Annotated in this window: 14 protein-coding genes and 1 CRISPR repeat array; of the genes, 8 read left to right on the top strand and 6 right to left on the bottom strand. The window is 69.5% G+C overall.

Annotated features, from left to right (window positions below; genetic code table 11):
* The first annotated feature begins 15 nt into the window (after positions 1 to 15).
* On the top strand, positions 16 to 1,734 hold the full coding sequence (locus tag A8W25_RS01195; protein ID WP_158942343.1) for a non-ribosomal peptide synthetase: 1,719 nt from the start codon (positions 16 to 18) through the stop codon (positions 1,732 to 1,734).
* Between the two features lie 130 nt (positions 1,735 to 1,864).
* Here the strand turns inward: A8W25_RS01195 and A8W25_RS01190 are convergent, their stop codons facing one another.
* The 4 genes from A8W25_RS01190 to A8W25_RS01175 all read right to left on the bottom strand — a co-directional run bounded on the left by A8W25_RS01190 (position 1,865) and on the right by A8W25_RS01175 (position 7,412).
* Positions 1,865 to 2,272: a hypothetical protein gene (locus A8W25_RS01190; RefSeq protein WP_067154318.1), complete on the bottom strand. Its 408-nt coding sequence runs from the start codon at positions 2,270 to 2,272 to the stop codon at positions 1,865 to 1,867.
* Positions 2,273 to 3,937: 1,665 nt separating this feature from the next.
* A CRISPR array of direct repeats spans positions 3,938 to 4,760; the repeat unit is 28 nt; unit sequence GAACTACCCCCGCGGGTGCGGGGACGAC.
* Positions 4,761 to 5,145: 385 nt separating this feature from the next.
* Entirely contained in the window at positions 5,146 to 5,889 is a 744-nt protein-coding gene (locus tag A8W25_RS01185) for a thioesterase II family protein (protein ID WP_067154313.1), read from the bottom strand.
* Complete coding sequence (locus tag A8W25_RS01180) at positions 5,886 to 6,815, bottom strand: ketopantoate reductase family protein (protein ID WP_067154310.1); 930 nt, start codon at positions 6,813 to 6,815, stop codon at positions 5,886 to 5,888. The genes A8W25_RS01185 and A8W25_RS01180 overlap by 4 nt, the downstream gene beginning before the upstream one ends.
* A gap of 75 nt (positions 6,816 to 6,890) precedes the next feature.
* Positions 6,891 to 7,412 (bottom strand): winged helix-turn-helix transcriptional regulator, encoded by a 522-nt coding sequence (locus A8W25_RS01175; RefSeq protein WP_067154307.1) that lies wholly within the window; start codon positions 7,410 to 7,412, stop codon positions 6,891 to 6,893.
* A 293-nt stretch (positions 7,413 to 7,705) separates the two neighbouring features.
* Between A8W25_RS01175 and A8W25_RS01170 the strand changes: the two genes are divergently transcribed.
* From A8W25_RS01170 to A8W25_RS01150, 5 genes are all read left to right on the top strand, one after another.
* Positions 7,706 to 8,485, top strand: a complete 780-nt coding sequence (locus A8W25_RS01170; RefSeq protein ID WP_420708403.1) for a hypothetical protein — start codon at positions 7,706 to 7,708, stop codon at positions 8,483 to 8,485.
* Between the two features lie 149 nt (positions 8,486 to 8,634).
* Entirely contained in the window at positions 8,635 to 9,078 is a 444-nt protein-coding gene (locus A8W25_RS01165) for an SPW repeat protein (protein ID WP_079125730.1), read from the top strand.
* Positions 9,079 to 9,302: 224 nt separating this feature from the next.
* Positions 9,303 to 10,238, top strand: coding sequence for a hydroxymethylbilane synthase (gene hemC, locus A8W25_RS01160; RefSeq protein ID WP_067154301.1), 936 nt, complete (start codon positions 9,303 to 9,305; stop codon positions 10,236 to 10,238).
* 217 nt (positions 10,239 to 10,455) lie between these two features.
* On the top strand, positions 10,456 to 11,757 hold the full coding sequence (locus tag A8W25_RS01155; protein WP_067154298.1) for a radical SAM protein: 1,302 nt from the start codon (positions 10,456 to 10,458) through the stop codon (positions 11,755 to 11,757).
* A 316-nt stretch (positions 11,758 to 12,073) separates the two neighbouring features.
* On the top strand, positions 12,074 to 12,598 hold the full coding sequence (locus A8W25_RS01150; protein WP_234386088.1) for an ATP-binding protein: 525 nt from the start codon (positions 12,074 to 12,076) through the stop codon (positions 12,596 to 12,598).
* 34 nt (positions 12,599 to 12,632) lie between these two features.
* On the opposite strand, the gene A8W25_RS01145 is transcribed toward A8W25_RS01150, so the two are convergent.
* Positions 12,633 to 12,842: a hypothetical protein gene (locus tag A8W25_RS01145; RefSeq protein WP_067154296.1), complete on the bottom strand. Its 210-nt coding sequence runs from the start codon at positions 12,840 to 12,842 to the stop codon at positions 12,633 to 12,635.
* A 409-nt stretch (positions 12,843 to 13,251) separates the two neighbouring features.
* Here A8W25_RS01145 and A8W25_RS01140 point away from each other — a divergent pair, with 409 nt between their 5' ends.
* Entirely contained in the window at positions 13,252 to 13,704 is a 453-nt protein-coding gene (locus A8W25_RS01140; RefSeq protein WP_067154293.1) for a subtilase-type protease inhibitor, read from the top strand.
* Positions 13,613 to 13,879 (top strand): LAETG motif-containing sortase-dependent surface protein, encoded by a 267-nt coding sequence (locus A8W25_RS35525; protein ID WP_324616172.1) that lies wholly within the window; start codon positions 13,613 to 13,615, stop codon positions 13,877 to 13,879. Before A8W25_RS01140 ends, A8W25_RS35525 begins: the two co-directional genes overlap by 92 nt.
* An 84-nt stretch (positions 13,880 to 13,963) precedes the next feature.
* Here A8W25_RS35525 and A8W25_RS01135 read toward each other — a convergent pair whose 3' ends face one another.
* A complete protein-coding gene (locus tag A8W25_RS01135; RefSeq protein ID WP_067154290.1) occupies positions 13,964 to 16,141 on the bottom strand; it encodes a discoidin domain-containing protein in 2,178 nt (725 codons plus the stop codon).
* Positions 16,142 to 16,262 lie beyond the last annotated feature (121 nt).

Here is a 16,262-nt window from a genome sequence, read left to right as displayed (position 1 = left end):
GCCACTATTGCCCAAGTGCTGGATGAACAAGCAGCCGAGCGCGGAACGGCAACGGCCCTCAGCACCCCTGCGGGCGGACGGGTTTCCTACCAGGAACTCGCAGCACAAGTCCGGCAGGCTGCACGGCAGTTGACAGCAGCGCTCGGGTCCGGCCAGCGGATTCTGGTCCCGATGGCCAACACACCGGAATCGGTCGTAGCGGTACTCGCGGCGATGACGGCAGGAGTGGCTGTCCCGGTGAACCCGGACGCCACCGCCTCCGAGAGAGCAGCGATCGCAGCGAAAGCACGCCCGGCTGCCGTGTTCCTGCCCACGGCCGCTGCCAGCGGCTGGACAAACGGCCCACAACGCCAACTGGTACTCGGCCGCCTCCCTACGGAGCCAGCCGACACGTCCGACAAACAGCGGCCAGCCGCTGATGACCTTGCTCTGCTCATGGGCACCTCGGGAACCGCCGCGGGGCCGCGGCTGGTCGCTTTCACCCACCGCCAGTGGCTGGAGTGCGCGTGCAGAGTCGTCCACGAATTCGGACTCACCGAATCCGACCGCACTCTTAACCTGATGCCCCTCTTCCATAACCACGGGCTCAACGGAGCGGTGCTCGCATCCATCTATGTGGGGGGGCAGGTGATGTGTCCCGGACCAGCCGACATGGAACATGTGGTGACGTGGCTGGCTGAGGCGGCGCCGACGTGGCTCACCTGTGCACCCACCGTGCATGCGATGCTGCTCGATGCTGTCAAGTCCGAACAGGAATCGACCTCCAGCGCCGGGCTGCGGTTCCTGCGGACAGCCTCGGCTCCGATGTCCGCCACGCTCTGGGCACGTCTGGAGGAGACGTTTGGAGTGCCGGTTCTCAACGCCTGGGGCATGACCGAGACGGGGCAGGTGACAGCGACCCCGCTGCCGCCCGGCCTGCGTAAGCCCGGCAGTGTGGGCGTCGTCCGCCATGGCTTTGAGGTGGTCGTTCGAGACGAAGACGGGGCACCCTGCGCTCCAGGTGTGACAGGGGAGATCCTGCTCAAGGGGCCTCTCGCCTACTCAGGGTACTTCGGCGATCCTTCAGAGGCCGCCACCCTCCTCGAAAACGGCTGGCTGCATACCAAGGACCTCGGCAGGATCGACGATGACGGATATCTGTGGATCGAGGGCCGGAACGCCGACTTCGCCAACCGGGGCGGAAGCAAGATATGGCTCCCGGACATTGACGCGGCGTGCGCCGCTCACCCGGATATCGACAGCGCCCTGGCGTTCGCTGTCCCCCACCCGAGGCTGGGCCAGGACGCCGTTGTAGCCGTGGTCTTGCGAGCGGGAGCGGCCACCACCGCGGAGGCGCTGCACGGCTTCCTCAGCAGCACCTTGCCCGCAGAATCCGTTCCACGCCGTATAGAGATCCTCCCGGAGATGCCGGGGAGCCCCACGGGAAAGCCGCAGCGCCGACTCCTTCAAGAGAGATTCGGTAACCATCCCACGCCGTCGCGACGGGATACTCGTCCTCGCCGCTCCACAGTAGTCATGGAAATCGCGGCATTGTGGTGTGAGGCCCTCGACCTGGAACGGGTCGGTGAGGACGAGGACTTCCTCGCGTCGGGAGGCGATTCCCTCCTCGCGACTTGGCTCACGGCCAAAGTCGCCAAGACACTAGGCGTGGACTTGCCGGTCAGTGCCCTCTTCGACGAAGCGAACACAGTAGCCAGGATGGCCGCATTGGTGGAGGCGGCCAGGGGCGCATGACGACTGCCATGACGAGCCAACGCGACGTTGCATCCCGAAGCACGGCGGCAGAGCCTGCCAGCCGCAGCCGCTGACCTGCACGTAGATGATGGCCGCGATCAGTGGTCCGGGCACAGCGTCCCCGCTGTGCTTATCTGGCGGAGCCTACCCAGTGGGAACTGTTGTGGGTGAAGTCGGGAGTCACCTCCAGGTCGATCTTGCCCAGGTTGGCCTGAGGGACGTCGAACCCGTACACCGCCGTGGCCGATGCTCCGGGCAGGACGGTACCGGTCAGGTGGGTGCCGAGGTTTCCGGCTGAGTCGAACACTTCCTCGGCTTGTTCCCCGTCGGTGCCGGGTTTCACGTACACGGTGACCAGAGCGACCGTGAAGGTCTCGCGCGTACCGTTGGTCACGGTGATGCGCCATTTCACGCCTTGGTTCGGGGGCGTGTGGCTGGCAGCGGTGCTGGTGGGCTGGAACAGAAGGGGTTTGCCGACGATGATGGCCAGGCCGTCGGAATAGGTCTGGGTCTCGCCCCAGGTACCCGCGCTGGCCACCCGGACTGCGGAACCGGCGTGTGTCAACAAGCTACCGCCATGAGCGGCAGCTGCTGTCGTCGTCAGAAGCGCACTCGCCACGGCTGCCACCACACCGGCCCGCAAGGACCTGTATGTGGCTGGACGGCGTGCGTCACCGCTGCTGTCCATAGATTCAGCATCCGCCCTACGAACCAGTACCGCACCAGTAAGCGTGAACGGTGATGATCGCCCATTGCTGGGTAACGGGGGCGGCTTGCCTGATGGAGCGGGGTGACGTCGATCGCCGTGGCGAACTCGGGCCGGACCTTGATTTGGGCTACTGATCTTCGCTGCAAAGACTGGGGTGCAGCGGCTTCTCCCGCGCCTCAAGTCGGAATGGTGTCGGTCCTGCGGGGCAGCCGCATCGATTCCGAGGCCCGTCGCCCACGCGTGGCCGGAGCCCTGGTCGGCGGGGGTGCGGATGTCGCGCTCGGCGCCATGCCTCGGCGCGGGAATGTACGCTCGCCGGTAGGACCGCGAATCCACGCTCTGGGCACATTCATATTCATGATGTTCTTCGTGAAGTCAAGGGGCGGGGTCGCTCGATTGGCGCTCTGACGGGCGTTTTCCCAGATCAGGTGCTGTCTCGGGCAGGTGACGGTGTTCGCACGTCTAGTCAGCTTCGATCAGGTCTGGTCGGACGCATGCTGACCCAGTGCTGACTTTCCTGATGGGGCGTCAGGCGTCAAGTTGGTTGGCGTGGCCTGCTGCAGCCGACCCTTCACTCAGAGCTTTGCTTGCGACTGGGCATCGAGGCGCGGTTTATGGCGAGGGACCATGTCCTTACGGTTCTGTTCCTGCAGCAGTCGCGTGTCACGCGGTTACTCCCTCCGCCTTGGTTGGGCGCTAGTGCAGCATCGTCCTTTTACCGCAATGGATTACCTGAGGGGTGCGGCGCGTTTTGCTGCCGTCGCTCCGCCGTTGCCGGAACACGGGTGATCAATCTCTGCTGTGGGAAACAACGAGGTGCTCAAGTGCCGTTGGCATGGTCAAGGGGGGCGAGTGTTGGAGGACGATAATCCGCCGGCCGGATGGGACGGAGGTGAGTACCGGAGGTGGGAGGCGTACCGGCGCGTTGAATTGCGAGGGTGTGGTGCGCGGGGGTGCCGTGCGCTGGCTGCTGCTCTTCCCACAGCCGCCTCAGCTCGGCCATCTGGCCCGCCTACGGCTGCGCGGTGTACGCATTCGGGGCGTTCTGGATCTGTCGGAGGCTGCCGTACAAGGCGCCGTCCGTCTGCGGCAGTGCCGGTTCGACGAGGCACCGCTCTTATCAGGCGGGCAGTTCGAAGCGCCTGAGCTAAGTGAAGAAGGGCTCGGCGATGTTCGGCGACGAGATGATCGACGATCGGGTACTCGTCCTTGTGCTCCAGCTGGGTCGCGACCGGGATGATCTGTGTCGACTCCCCGGTATTTACGCGTCCAGTGCCCGTACCACCCAGGAATTCACGGTCAAAAGGTGCACCGTGAACGGCACTGTGGACCTTCGCTCCCTCAGCGTTGGCACCCATCTGTCCCTCCAGGACACAATGGTCCGCCCCGCGCGGGAGAGGCCGCGGTTGCCGCCCAGTCTGTTGCCGTCGACGAGTCCCTGTGGGCGGCGGATCTGGACTGCGTGGGCCCCTTCAACAGCAGCGGCAGTAGACGGAACTACCCCCGCGGGTGAGGGGGCGACCACCCTCGACCACGGCGTATCTGGCCCAAGGCCTGAACTAGCCCTGCGGGAGCGGGGACGACCACGACAACGGCGGGCTCGACCGCTGGGTCCGCGAACTACCCCCGCGGGTGCGGGGACGACAATACGGACAAGGGGATGCGATGCCGACGCAGGGAACTACCCCCGCGGGTGCGGGGACGACGTCGTCCGTCCGATAAAAACGGAGTCCAGCCAGGAACTACCCCCGCGGGTGCGGGGACGACGCCGAGAACGGCCAGTGCTACGCACTCGACCAGGAACTACCCCCGCGGGTGCGGGGACGACGGCCATCACGGTCTCCTTCGATTCGGGATCTTCGAACTACCCCTGCGGGTGCGGGGACGACGATGGAGACGGCGATGCTCGCGACGACGCGGGCGAACTACCCCCGCGGGTGCAGGGACGACTACGACCCCGCTGCCCACGGGTCCGAGTCTGAGGAACTACCCCCGCGGGTGCGGGGACGACACGGCCGCGCTCGACCGTATGCAGGCCGCCGACGAACTACCCCCGCGGGTGCGGGGACGACGGCACCGGGGCCGGGTAGAGCTCCGCGAGCTGCGAACTACCCCCGCGGGTGCGGGGACGACCCGGGGTCGGTGTAGCGCACGTCCGTGGCGCCGGGAACTACCCCCGCGTGTGCGGGGACGACCTCTCCCGCTCGGCGTGCTCCTGGGGCGTGAGCGAACTACCCCCGCGGGTGCGGGGACGACGTTGCCTCGGTGTAGACCCAACTGCCGTCAGGCGAACTACCCCCGCGGGTGCGGGGACGACAATCGAGGGGCTGATCGCGCCGGAGAACAACAGGAACCACCCCCGCGGGTGCCGACAGGTCGGCGATCCAGTGCTCGGCCTCGGGATGGGAGCTACCCCCGCGGGTGCGGGGACGACCCGCAGGAGGGCCTTGCGCTGGGGGGTGCGGGCGAACTACCCCCGCGGGTGCGGGGACGACAGGGCGTCGGCGGCGTCCGCAAGCCCAAGCCGAGAACTACCCCCGCGGGTGCGGGGACGACGGTCGGCGGCGGTTCGGGGCACTGCTCCGGGGGGAACTACCCCCGCGGGTGCGGGGACGACCCCCCCCTTGTGTGCGTGGGGCGGGAGGGCGTCGCGGGATGAGCGCGGGGGCCCGCCGTCTCCGGCAGGCCCCGGCACTCGCCCTTCAGCGCGCGGTCGTGGCCGCGATGTGCTCGCGGACCTCCTGTGCCACGACGGGCAGATGGGCGTCCAGGAAGAAGTGGCCGCCGGCCAGGACCCGCATCCGGAAGGACGCCGAGGTGTGCCGCTCCCACAGCGCCACGTCGTCGGGGTCGACCACCGGGTCGGCGTCGCCGCACAGGGCCACGACCGGGCAGGCCAGCGTCCGGCCCGGCTCGGGGGTGTGCGTCTCCAGCGCGCGGTAGTCGCCGCGCAGCGCGGGCAGCACCATGCGCAACAGCGACTCGTCCGCGAGGAGTTGGGAGTCCGTTCCGGAGAGTTCCCGGAGATGGCGGACCAGCGCGTCGTCGTCCACGAGGTGGAGCCGGCGGGACAGCGGGACGGAGGGCGCCGAGCGGCCCGACGCGAACAGGCCCAGCGGCCGCACCCCCTTCTCCTCCAGCCGCAGCGCGACCTCGTAGGCGACCGAGGAGCCCATGCTGTGGCCGAAGAGCGTGAGCGGCCGGTCGGTCCACGGCATCAGCTCGTCGGTGATGAGGCCGACGAGGGTGCGCATGTCCTCGACGGGGCGCTCGGCCAGCCGGTCCTGCCGCCCGGGGTACTGGATCGCCAGCACGTCCACCTCCGGCGACAGCGCCTTGGCGGCGGCGAAGAAGGAGGTGGCCGAGCCGCCCGCGTGCGGGAAGAAGACGAGCCGGGTGGGGGCCTGCGGCGCCGGGTGGTACCGCTTGATCCAGGGGCTGTTCACCGCTGCTTCGCCCCCACCCGGTGCTGGTGCACGCGAAGGTGCACGGTGGCCAGGTCGAGCAGGGGCGTGGGGACCGACAGATCACGGGCGCGTGCGGTCAGGTCCCCGAAGATGTGCTCCACCTCGGTGGGGAAGCCGGACACCACGTCGCGGTACATGGACGAGGCGAAGCCGGAGCCGGCCTGGGTGACCAACGAGGTGGTGAGCTCGCGTTCGCTCTCGGGAACGGGGAATCCCGCCGCGGCCGACACCGCGGCGCCCTCGGCCAGGACGGCCGGGCCGATGCCGGTGCCGCCGGGGACCGCGGCGACGTCACCGACCTCGCCGCGCATCAGACAGGTCACCGTGGACAGGGTGGTGATGAAGACCCACTTGTGCCACATCGAGGCGAGGATGTCGGGCGACACGCTCGCGTCGATGCCCGCCCCGGCCAGTACGGCGCGGATCTCCTCGGTGCGGGCCGAGGCGGTGCCGTCCTGCTCCCCGAGCAGAAGGACGGCCAGCGGCGCCAGCCGGACGATGTCGCCCTCGTCGTTCAGCGTGGTGATGACCTTGGCCACCCCGCCGAGGACGGACTCCTTGCCGAAGCGGGCGTTCAGTACGTCGAGGTGGCGTATGCCGTTGAGCAGCGGCACGATCACGGTGTGCGGGCCGACCGCCGGGGCGAGGTCCTCGACGGCCTGTTCCAGGGCGGTGGACTTCACCGAGAGCAGGACCAGGTCGTACGGCTCCGCCGGCTCGTCGGCGGTGATCAGACGCGGTGTGAGCACCTCGTCCCCGCCCGCGCCCGTCAGCCGCAGCCCCCGTTCGCGCAGGGCCGCGGCGCGCCGTGGCCGTACCAGGAACGTGACGTCGCCTCCCGCGAGGGCGAGCAGGGCGCCGAAGTAGCCTCCGGTGGCTCCGGCGCCGACGACCAGGATCTTCATATGCGTACACCTTTCGTCGTGAACATCGTCGTGCGAGAGGGGGGTGCGAGGGGTGTGTCCCGGCCGCGGGGCATCTCAGCCGCGCAGGGGGTGGAGCAGGCGGTGCGGGCGGCTCAGGGCCACCGTCACCGGGTCGTCGTCCTCACCGCCCGGGCCGAGGCCGGGGCCGGGCGCGACGAGGATGTCCCGTACGTCGACGGGCGCGTCGCACCGGGTGCACCGCCCGTCGGCGGCGATCGGAGCGTCGTCGGCGGTGTGCCGGAAGACCCGGCGCGGGCCGCCCCGCGCGTAGTGCTCGTCGCCCCAGCCGGTGAGCGCCCGCACCACGGGCCACAGTGACACGCCCTTCGGCGTGAGCTCGTAGACCTCGCGTCGCCCGGGGCCCGGCACCCTCGCGAGCACGTCCGCCTCCACGAGGGTGGTGAGCCGGTCGGTGAGGACGGCGCGGGGGACCCCGAGGTGTGCCGCGAAGTCGCCGAACCGGCGCACCCCGTAGAAGGCGTCCCGCACGATCAGCAGCGTCCAGCGCTCCCCGACGATCTCCAGGGAGCGCGCGAGGGAGCAGGACTGGCCGGTGTAGTCGCGGGGCAGCGTCATGGGGCCGACCCTAACCCACGACAGTTCGGTCAGTGAACTGAAATCTTGAAGGTCCTTCACCCCGCGATTACCTTGGTGTGGACCCCCCGTGCGCGGCGCGTGTTCGACCTGGTGCACGATCTGGGGGTACGTGGGGAGCTGGGGAGCTACGCGCCGATTGTCACGACCTGACTGGCGTTGCAGCGTGAGGGGTTGATCAAGCGGTGTTTCAAGTGGCCGACGGCCGTCGTGACGGGGTGGAGGGCGGCCACGGCGACCCGGTCGAGGGGGCCGGCCCGCCGGGCGTGCCGCCCGTGGCGGGCGGCGAGGGCCGCGGGCAACGGGCCGATGTGCTGGTGCGTTTCATCCGGTTCCTCGCGCGCACCCTGCGCGGCGAGTTCCACGGCATCGTCGTCGACCCCATACGGCAACTGGTCAACCGAGGTCTGCGCGGCCTCTTCCTCGGTGTGCTCGCCTGTGTCGCGGTGACCGTCTTCCACGCCATCCATCTGACGCGGGCCGGTGCGGTGGTGGTCCGGCTCACCGGCGAGGTCAAGGCCGATCTGCCGCTGTGGCTGGCGCTGCTGCGCACCCCCATCTCGCTCTTCGTCCCGGCCCTCGACCTGCCGGTCTGGGCGGGCCTCACCCAGCTGTTCCTCGGCTTCGCCCTCGCCGAACTCGTGCTCGGCCGGACCCGGACGCTGGTGATCGCGTACGTCACCACCTTGGCCGGGACGCTCAGCGCACGCGTCATGATCGCGCTCGGCCCCGGCACCTGGGGCGGCCTCGGGCTGCCGAAGGAGATCGGGCAGATCCTGGACACGGGGCCGTCCGCGGCCGTGGTCGGCCTGTTCACCTATCTCTCGGTGATCCGCCGGGCGCCGGTCGTGTTCGCGCTGACCGGCGGCTCGATGCTGTTCGAGGCGATGGTGAAGCCCAATCTGGCCGGCCGCGAGCATCTGATCGCGGTGGGCACGGCCATCGTGCTCGGTCTGCTGCACGGACGCGTCGACCTGGGCCCGGCCGCGCTGCGGCGCAGGTGGTCGCGGTGGCGCAACCGGCGCGCGATGGCGGCCGTCGAGGCTGCCGCCTAAGCATTTCTACACAGAACGCCTGGAACTTCTGTAGATATTGGATAACGGCTAAATGTACGCATAAAGGCCAGATAAGAGCACACTGGAATCGCGACCGGATGTCGCATCGGGGCCAAAAGACTTGCAGGCATCAGAAGGAGGCGAGTCACATGGCCGACGTCTCTCACCGACCAGGTGACATATCCGGGCACCCCGACGTATCGGAGATGCGCGACAGGTACGCGGCGGTACTGGAGACCCGAGGGGTCGCGGCGGTCGAGGAACTCGTGATCCTCGCCGGAATCTACGCGGCCATCTCCGGCTGGACCGTGCACTTCTCCGGCTCGCTGCCGACGCTCGCCCTGACGAACCTGATCGTCGGCATCGCTCTCGCGGTCGTGGGCCTGTGCATGTCCATCGCCCCGGAGCGGTCGCAGGACCTCAACTTCGTGGCCCTGCTGTTGGGCGCCTGGCTGATCGTCGCTCCGTGGGTGGTCGCCCGCCACCCCGGCACCGGAGCTGTCCTGAGCAACATCATCACCGGTGGTGCGGTGTGTCTGTTCGCGCTGGTCGCGGGCGGCATGCTGATGAGCAAGAACAGAAGGGCCACCTGATCCGCGGCGGCTGCCCGCACAGCCGCCCGCCCCGGGGCCCCCGCCCGCGCGAGCCGCGGGCTGGGGGCCGTCGGCGTTCCGCGCCCCATCGCAGGGCAGCTTTCCCTATCGGCTGATCGTCGCGGGCCGCGTCCGGGGCGGACGTCAACTCCCTTGGCGTACAAAGACACTGAGGTCACGGGGCGGTGTGCGCGAGATGCGGGCGCTCCCCATATCGTGGACGCATGCCGACTGCCGAGTTGATCCGGATCGTCTCGCGTGACTCGCCCATGGCGCTCGCGCAAGTGGAACGCGTACGTGCCGAACTCGCGGCCCTGCACCCCCGGGTGGCCACCGAGGTCATCCCGGTCAAGACGACCGGCGACAAGTGGATGGGCGACCTCTCGCTGGTCGAGGGGAAGGGCGCGTTCACCAAGGAGGTGGACGCCGCGCTGCTCGCGGGCGAGGCCGACCTCGCCGTGCACTGCGTCAAGGACGTGCCCGCCGACCGCCCGCTGCCCGCCGGGACCGTCTTCGCCGCGTTCCTCAAACGCGACGACATTCGCGACGCCCTGATCCACCCCGGCGGCCGCACCCTCGACGAACTGCCCGCCGGCACCCGTATCGGCACCTCCTCCGTCCGCCGGGTCGCGCAACTGGCCGCCTCCCACCCCGAACTGCGCTGCGTCCCGATGCGCGGCAACGCCAACCGCCGTCTGGAGAAGCTGGCGGCGGGGGAGGCGGACGCGCTGCTGCTCGCCGTCTCGGGCCTGGAGCGCATCGGCCGTACGGACGTGATCAGCGAGGTGCTCTCCCCGGAGGTGATGTGCCCGCCCATCGGTGCGGGCATCCTGGCCCTCCAGTGCCGCGAGGGCGACCGCGAGCTGATCGACCTGGTGAGCGACCTGGGCGATCCGGACGTCCACCGCGAGGCGACGGCCGAGCGGATGTTCCTGCACGTCCTCCAGGGCCACTGCAACAGCCCGATCGCCGGGTACGCGAGAGCTACCCGCAACGGCGATCTCTCGCTGCGGGCCTGTGTGTTCACCCCCGACGGAAAGACGGTCCTCAACGCCCACGAGTGGGCGGGCCCGCTCGACCCGGCCACCCTGGGCACCTCGGTCGCGGTCACCCTGCTCCGCCAGGGAGCCCGCGAGCTGATCGACTCCATCGCCCACTGAGGACGCCCCGTACCCGCGATGCCGGGTCCTGCGGCAAGTGCCTAAGTCTTTCGGATGAGGAGAAGCGCGACCCCGGACCGATCCGCCGAAGATCGTCCCGCGACTAGCATGGCGACAGCTCGCCGGCTTCGTCGTCGATGCCCAGTCCATCGGCGAAGCCGGCGAGAGCATAGGTTCAGTAGGACAGGAACGCGACTGGACCGGAGGACGTCAGCACATGCTCAGCCGTACCGATGAGGTCGAATCACTCATGGCCCGGTTCCCCGGAGTGCCCCGGGAAGCCGTGATCAAGGAAGATCTGCTGCGCGGAGGGATGGCCTTCGACGACTCGGCCCTCAGCGACAACGAGTCCGGGGAGGTCAAGCCGAAGTCCTACTTCATCTTCTCCTTCGACCACCGCACCCTGCCGGAGCTGGGCGCCGCCGCACTGCGCCGCCCGCCGGAGGAGATCGTGCTGACCGGTGGCCCGTACGAGCTGCGCCGCACGGTCGTGTCGGTGCGGGTCAACCCGGAGTCCCCGTACCGGGTCGCCGCCGACGACCACGGCATGCTCGGTCTGTATCTGGACGGGAAGCGGATCTCGGACGTGGGGCTGCCGCCGATGCCGGAGTACTACCGGCACAAGCTGTCCAACGGCAAGTCCGTGATGGAGGTGGCCCCGACGATCCAGTGGGGCTATCTGATCTACCTCACCGTGTTCCGGGTCTGCCAGTACTTCGGCGCCAAGCAGGAGTGCCAGTACTGCGACATCAACCACAACTGGCGCCAGCACAAGGCGGCCGGGCGCCCCTACACGGGCGTCAAGCCGGTCGAGGAGATCCTGGAGGCGCTGGAGATCATCGACCGGTACGACACCGCCAAGGCGTCGACCGCGTACACCCTCACCGGCGGTGCGATCACCTCGCACGTCGGCGGGCGCGACGAGGCCGACTTCTACGGGATGTACGCGAAGGCGATCGAGGAGCGCTTCCCCGGCCGCTGGACCGGGAAGGTGGTCGCCCAGGCGCTGCCCAAGGAGGACGTGCAGCGCTTCCACGACTACGGCGTGCGGATCTACCACCCCAACTACGAGGTGTGGGACCGGCGGCTGTTCGAGCTGTACTGCCCGGGCAAGGAGGAGTACGTCGGGCGCGACGAGTGGCACCGGCGCATCCTCGACTCGGCGGAGATCTTCGGCCCGCGCAATGTGATCCCCAACTTCGTCGCGGGTGTGGAGATGGCCGAGCCCTTCGGCTTCACCACGGTCGACGAGGCGATCGCCTCCACCGTCGAGGGGCTGCACTTCTTCATGTCGCGCGGGATCACCCCGCGCTTCACGACCTGGTGCCCCGAGCCGACCACCCCGCTCGGCAGGGCCAACCCGCAGGGCGCGCCGCTGGAGTACCACATCCGGCTCCTGGAGGCGTACCGGGCGACGATGGACGAGTACGGCCTGGCCTCCCCGCCCGGATACGGGCCGGCGGGGCCGGGGAACGCGGTGTTCTCGGTGAGCTCCTTCATGGACAGCCTGTCGGTCTAGTACCGCTGGGGCGCCGGTGCGGTGCCGGTCCAGTTATGGTTTATGATTCATCTATACGCGGGCAGCGCTGAACCGCCCGCCCCCAGTACGAGCCCCGGCAGGTCTCCCCCGTCCTGCCGGGGCTCTTTGGCGTCCGGACGGGCCGGAACCGGCCGGGACCCGGCGCCGCCGTGCGGGCCGGTGTTGCGCGTTCACCCGGATGGGGTCACGCTGAGGGCGTTCCCTCTGTATTCGAGTGACTACTTTCCGCTTTCTCGGGGCTGTCATTGTCAAAGCGGCAGCCGGTCCGCCGGCCGTCCTGATGAGGAGCGCAGTCGTGGGCGTGGTCGTGGAAGTGAACCGTCAGTACAGCCTGGATCTCGAAGCCGCCCCCGAACGGGTGCCGCAGATCCGCCGGATCGTCGCCGCACACCTTCGGTACTGGAAGCTGGAGTGTCTGATCCAGCCGGTCAGTCTCGGTGTGTGCGAGCTGCTCACCAACGTCTTCCGGCACACCGAGGGCGACAAGCGCTGCACCCTCGAACTGCGCTGGACGGGGCGCCGTCTGACCGCCGCCGTCCTCGACGGCGACCCCCGACTGCCCGTCCTGGGCGGTGGCGAGCCGCTCGCCACCCACGGCCGGGGCCTGGCCATGGTGGCCTCCCTCAGCGACAGCTGGGGCACCCACCCCACGGCCGGCGGCAAGGTCGTCTGGTTCACGCTGCGGGCCGAGTCGCCCGACGCGCAGGCCCTGGTCCGGCTGCGCCCCCTGCGGGCGCTGTCGATGGCGCAGCGCCCGCCCGGCTCGGTGGTGCGCCGCCCGCTGGTTCCGCTGGAGCGGGCGCCGCATCCCTGCGGATAGCGGGCGGACGGCGGTACGGCCCGGGCGCCCCGCCTCACGGCACTTCGCGCAGGAACAGGGCACCGCAGGTGTGGCAGAACGGCCGCGCCCGCTCGGTGCCCCAGGCGTCGGCCGGCAACTGGTCCCGGCTCATGTCGAGTTCACGGCCGCACATGGACACGCTCTGGCCGGCACGGACCATGTGCCACTCCTTGAGCGTGCTGCCTCCGGGCTCGGTCATCTCGGCGAGGATGCGGTGTTCCATCGTGTGCTGCTCCTTCGTGTGGGCCCGTGGGCGCCTGGCGGGCCGGGCGTGGCGAGCGCGGCACCGTCCCCACTCTGACGCCCGCCCCGGGTGCGCGCATGTCCGGCGGCCCCGGAGGCATGGCTGGAGGGCCCGGGTGTTGCCTTCGGATGAAATCGAATCGAAACCTAACTATTCAAGATTCAATGTTCTGGTTGCTTTAGAAAGCCAAGTAGAGGCGGCTTTGCGCCTTCTTCTCTACGGGCGTCCATCAGCCCGGCCGACCGTTCGGGTGGCTGTGGCCTGCAACTTCTAGCGATCGCGGGGTGGCGGAGGGTGACCGGATCCGTATACGGCGGTCTGCGGAGCCCCGGGGACTGGACAAGACTCTGGCTCGTTCATCGGTCCCTGAATGACAGGAGTGTTCGATATGCGTAAGACGCTTGGGCGTACGACTCTGGTGGCCGCGCTGGCGCTCGCCGGCGCTGCGGTCGCCGTACCGGGTGCGGCCGGCGCCGATCAGCACGACACCCGGGGTGCCGCGATGAGCCTCTACCCGCCGTCCGCGCTCGTCCTGACCGTGGCGCCCGGCAACGGAGACGACGGTGCGTCCGTCCTGCGCGCGGTGACACTCAGCTGCGCGCCCACCCCCTCCGGCACGCATCCGGCCGCCAAGAAGGCCTGTGCGGAGCTCAAACACAACCAGGGGAACTTCGCCGCGATCACGGCGGGTCCGCCGCTCGGAGTGGTGTGTACCAAGGAGTGGAACCCGATGACCGTCACGGCCGACGGTGTCTGGGACGGCCAGCGCGTCTCCTACAAGTACACGTTCGGCAACCCCTGCCTCAAGCAGGCGGGCCAGGGCGTCGTGTTCGACTTCTGACCGACGGGCCCACGACGAGCACACTTCGTCGTACGCGCGCCGCAGCACCATCGCACGAACGGCGGGGCGCTCGTCGAGCTCGACCCCGCTGGTGGCCGGAATGGGCGGTGCGGTGCTCGTCGCGGGCGGCGGCATCGTCTGGGCCGCGCGCCGGCGTCGCCCGACCCGGCACTGAAGCGCTCACCCCGTGGCGACTGCGCCGGTGGCCCCGTGCGGCCACCGGCGCAGTCGTGTGTCACACCCCCGGTCGGGCGGGAACTCAGGGGTAGGAGACCACCGTCGACGGCGTCGTCGAGGTGCCCGAGGTCGGCGCCCCGGTGCCGTTGACGACGTGCGCGTACTGCCCCTGGCCGCCGAGTGAGACCACCAGCAGGTCGTGCAGCCGTACGCCCGGCCGGTCCGGCACTTGGAAGCCGTGGTCCTGGACGATCGTCGGATCCACGTTGTAGTAGCAGTAGCTGCCCAGTCCCCAGCCCTCGTGGGTGGTCACCGAGTCGGCCACCTGGTACGCGGCGAACCCGCGCACGCTCCCGTTCTGCACGGCGGCCTGGTTGGGCGCGTCGTACGCCTTCTCGTTCTGGAAGAAGATCGTCCGGCCGCGCTCGCCGTTCCACCGCACGTCGTACTTGTTGAAGTGCTCCACGAACAGACCCGTGGCCAGGACGTCGTCGCCGTTGACCGTCAGACCGTAGTCGGCCCGGTTGGTGTCCCAGCCGACGCCGCTGCCGTGGTCGGCACGCCACAGCCAGGTGTGGTCCACGACGGTGTGGTTGCTGTTGATCTCCATACTGGAGGTCGCCCGGCCCGCGCCCGCCCCGCCGATCCGTACGAACACGTCCTGGACGGTCGTCGGGTCCGCCGCGTGGTCCGCGCTCGCCCCGGGCGGCCCGACCTGGAGCAGTACGGGCGAGTTGACCGGCCCCGCGTCGATGAGGAGGCCGGCGAGCCGCACCCCGTCGACGTCGGCGACCCGCATCGCGGTGACACCGTTGTCCGGCACGACGGTGGCCAGTCCCAGGCCGAGGACCACGGTGCCGGGCCGGGTGACCTCGATCGGCCGGTCCACGTGGTAGATCCCGGGCGTGAACAGCAGGTTGAGGCCCTGGGCGAGCGCCTGGTTGATGGTCGACGCGCTCGCGCCGGGCTTCACCACGTAGAACTGGCCGAGCGGGAGCGAGCTGCCCGGCGAGGCGCCGGAGGCCCAGGACACATCGCGCGCGTTGGTGCGCTTCGCGGGGACGAACACCTTGTAGTCGTCGCCGTCGAGGTAGAGGAACGGCTTCTCGCGCGAGACCGGTGTGGTGTCGAGCGTGGTGTACGGCGGGTTGGGGAAGCTCTGCGCGGGCGCGCCCCGGACCCCGGAGAAGGTCATGTTCCACACGCCGTTGGTCCAGCCGCCCACCGAGCTGTCACGGGTGTACCACTGCTGCTGCGAGTACGGCCCGACCGTGCCGTCGATCCTGCTGTCGGCGATATAGCCGCCGCTGGCCCAGCCGTAGCCGTTGGGCGCCAGGTTCAGCCCGCCCTTCACATGCATCCGCCGGAACGGCGCGGCCTGGGCGACCGCCCAGCGGTCGGTGCCGTTGACGGGGCTGAGTGCCAGGTTCTCGGCGGAGCGCCAGAAGTTCTGGGTGGCGTTGCCGTTGAACCAGCCCGCGTCCACGGTCACATCGCCGTTGATGGTCGTGTCGTCGGGGTTGCGCCCGAGGCCCGCTATCGAGGTGTAGAAGCCGAGGTTGGCGTTGAGGCCGTTGTACGTTCCGGGCTTGAACAGAAGGGCGTAGCGGCCGGTGCCGAACTGCGCCGACTCCTGCTGGCGGAACACCTGGTCGAGCCTGCCCTGGATGTCGGGGGTCGACGGGTCGAAGACCAGCACGTTGGGGCCCAGGTCGCCGCCGCCGGGCAGGGTGGCGCCCCCGCTGCCGAACACCTGGAACTCCCAGAGGGAGTAGCCGTATCCGGTGGCGCGGGCCGTGCCGTACATCCGTATATAGCGGGCGGTGCCCGAGATATTCAGGGTCTCGGTGCCGCCGGGGCCGTTGGCCGTGGAGTACGCCGTGGTCCAGGCGGTGCCGTCGGTGGAGAGCTCGATGCGGTACGCCTTGGCGTACGCCGCCTCCCACTTGAGGACCACCTTGCCGAGCGCCGCCGGGGCGCCGAGGTCGACCTGGATCCACTGCGGATCCGAGAACGCGCTCGACCAGCGGGTTCCGTCCTCGCCGTCGACGGCCGAGGCGGCCGGGGTACCGCCGTTCTCCTGGCTGGAGACGGTGACGGGCCGGCCCTGGGAGAGCGGCGGCGGGTCGGCGTGGGCGGCGGGCGCGGGGGCGAACAGGAGCAGCGCGGCCACCAGGGCGGCGGCCACGGCGGCGGCGAGCCGCCGAGGATGTGCGAAGGGTCTGGGGGACACCGGCGAACCGGTGGGGGGAGCGTGCATCGAGCCTCGATCCTGGGTCGTGGGGGTGAGGAACGGGATACGGGAGAGCGCTCTCCGACTGCACCCAGATGGTTCTCCGGCGGTGCCGACACGTCAAGTCTTGTACGCAGACCGGTTGTTG

The organism is Streptomyces sp. ERV7 (assembly GCF_001653515.1).
Lineage (GTDB): Bacteria > Actinomycetota > Actinomycetes > Streptomycetales > Streptomycetaceae > Streptomyces.
This window is presented reverse-complemented; position numbering and strand designations above follow the sequence as displayed.

Coding starts and splice junctions, on each gene's coding strand:
- A8W25_RS01180 (WP_067154310.1), bottom strand. CDS start 6,815: ATGAAGATCCTGGTCGTCGGCGCCGGAGCCACCGGAGGCTACTTCGGC.
- A8W25_RS01175 (WP_067154307.1), bottom strand. CDS start 7,412: ATGACGCTGCCCCGCGACTACACCGGCCAGTCCTGCTCCCTCGCGCGC.
- A8W25_RS01165 (WP_079125730.1), top strand. CDS start 8,635: ATGGCCGACGTCTCTCACCGACCAGGTGACATATCCGGGCACCCCGAC.
- hemC (WP_067154301.1), top strand. CDS start 9,303: ATGCCGACTGCCGAGTTGATCCGGATCGTCTCGCGTGACTCGCCCATG.
- A8W25_RS01155 (WP_067154298.1), top strand. CDS start 10,456: ATGCTCAGCCGTACCGATGAGGTCGAATCACTCATGGCCCGGTTCCCC.
- A8W25_RS01145 (WP_067154296.1), bottom strand. CDS start 12,842: ATGGAACACCGCATCCTCGCCGAGATGACCGAGCCCGGAGGCAGCACG.
- A8W25_RS01140 (WP_067154293.1), top strand. CDS start 13,252: ATGCGTAAGACGCTTGGGCGTACGACTCTGGTGGCCGCGCTGGCGCTC.
- A8W25_RS01135 (WP_067154290.1), bottom strand. CDS start 16,141: ATGCACGCTCCCCCCACCGGTTCGCCGGTGTCCCCCAGACCCTTCGCA.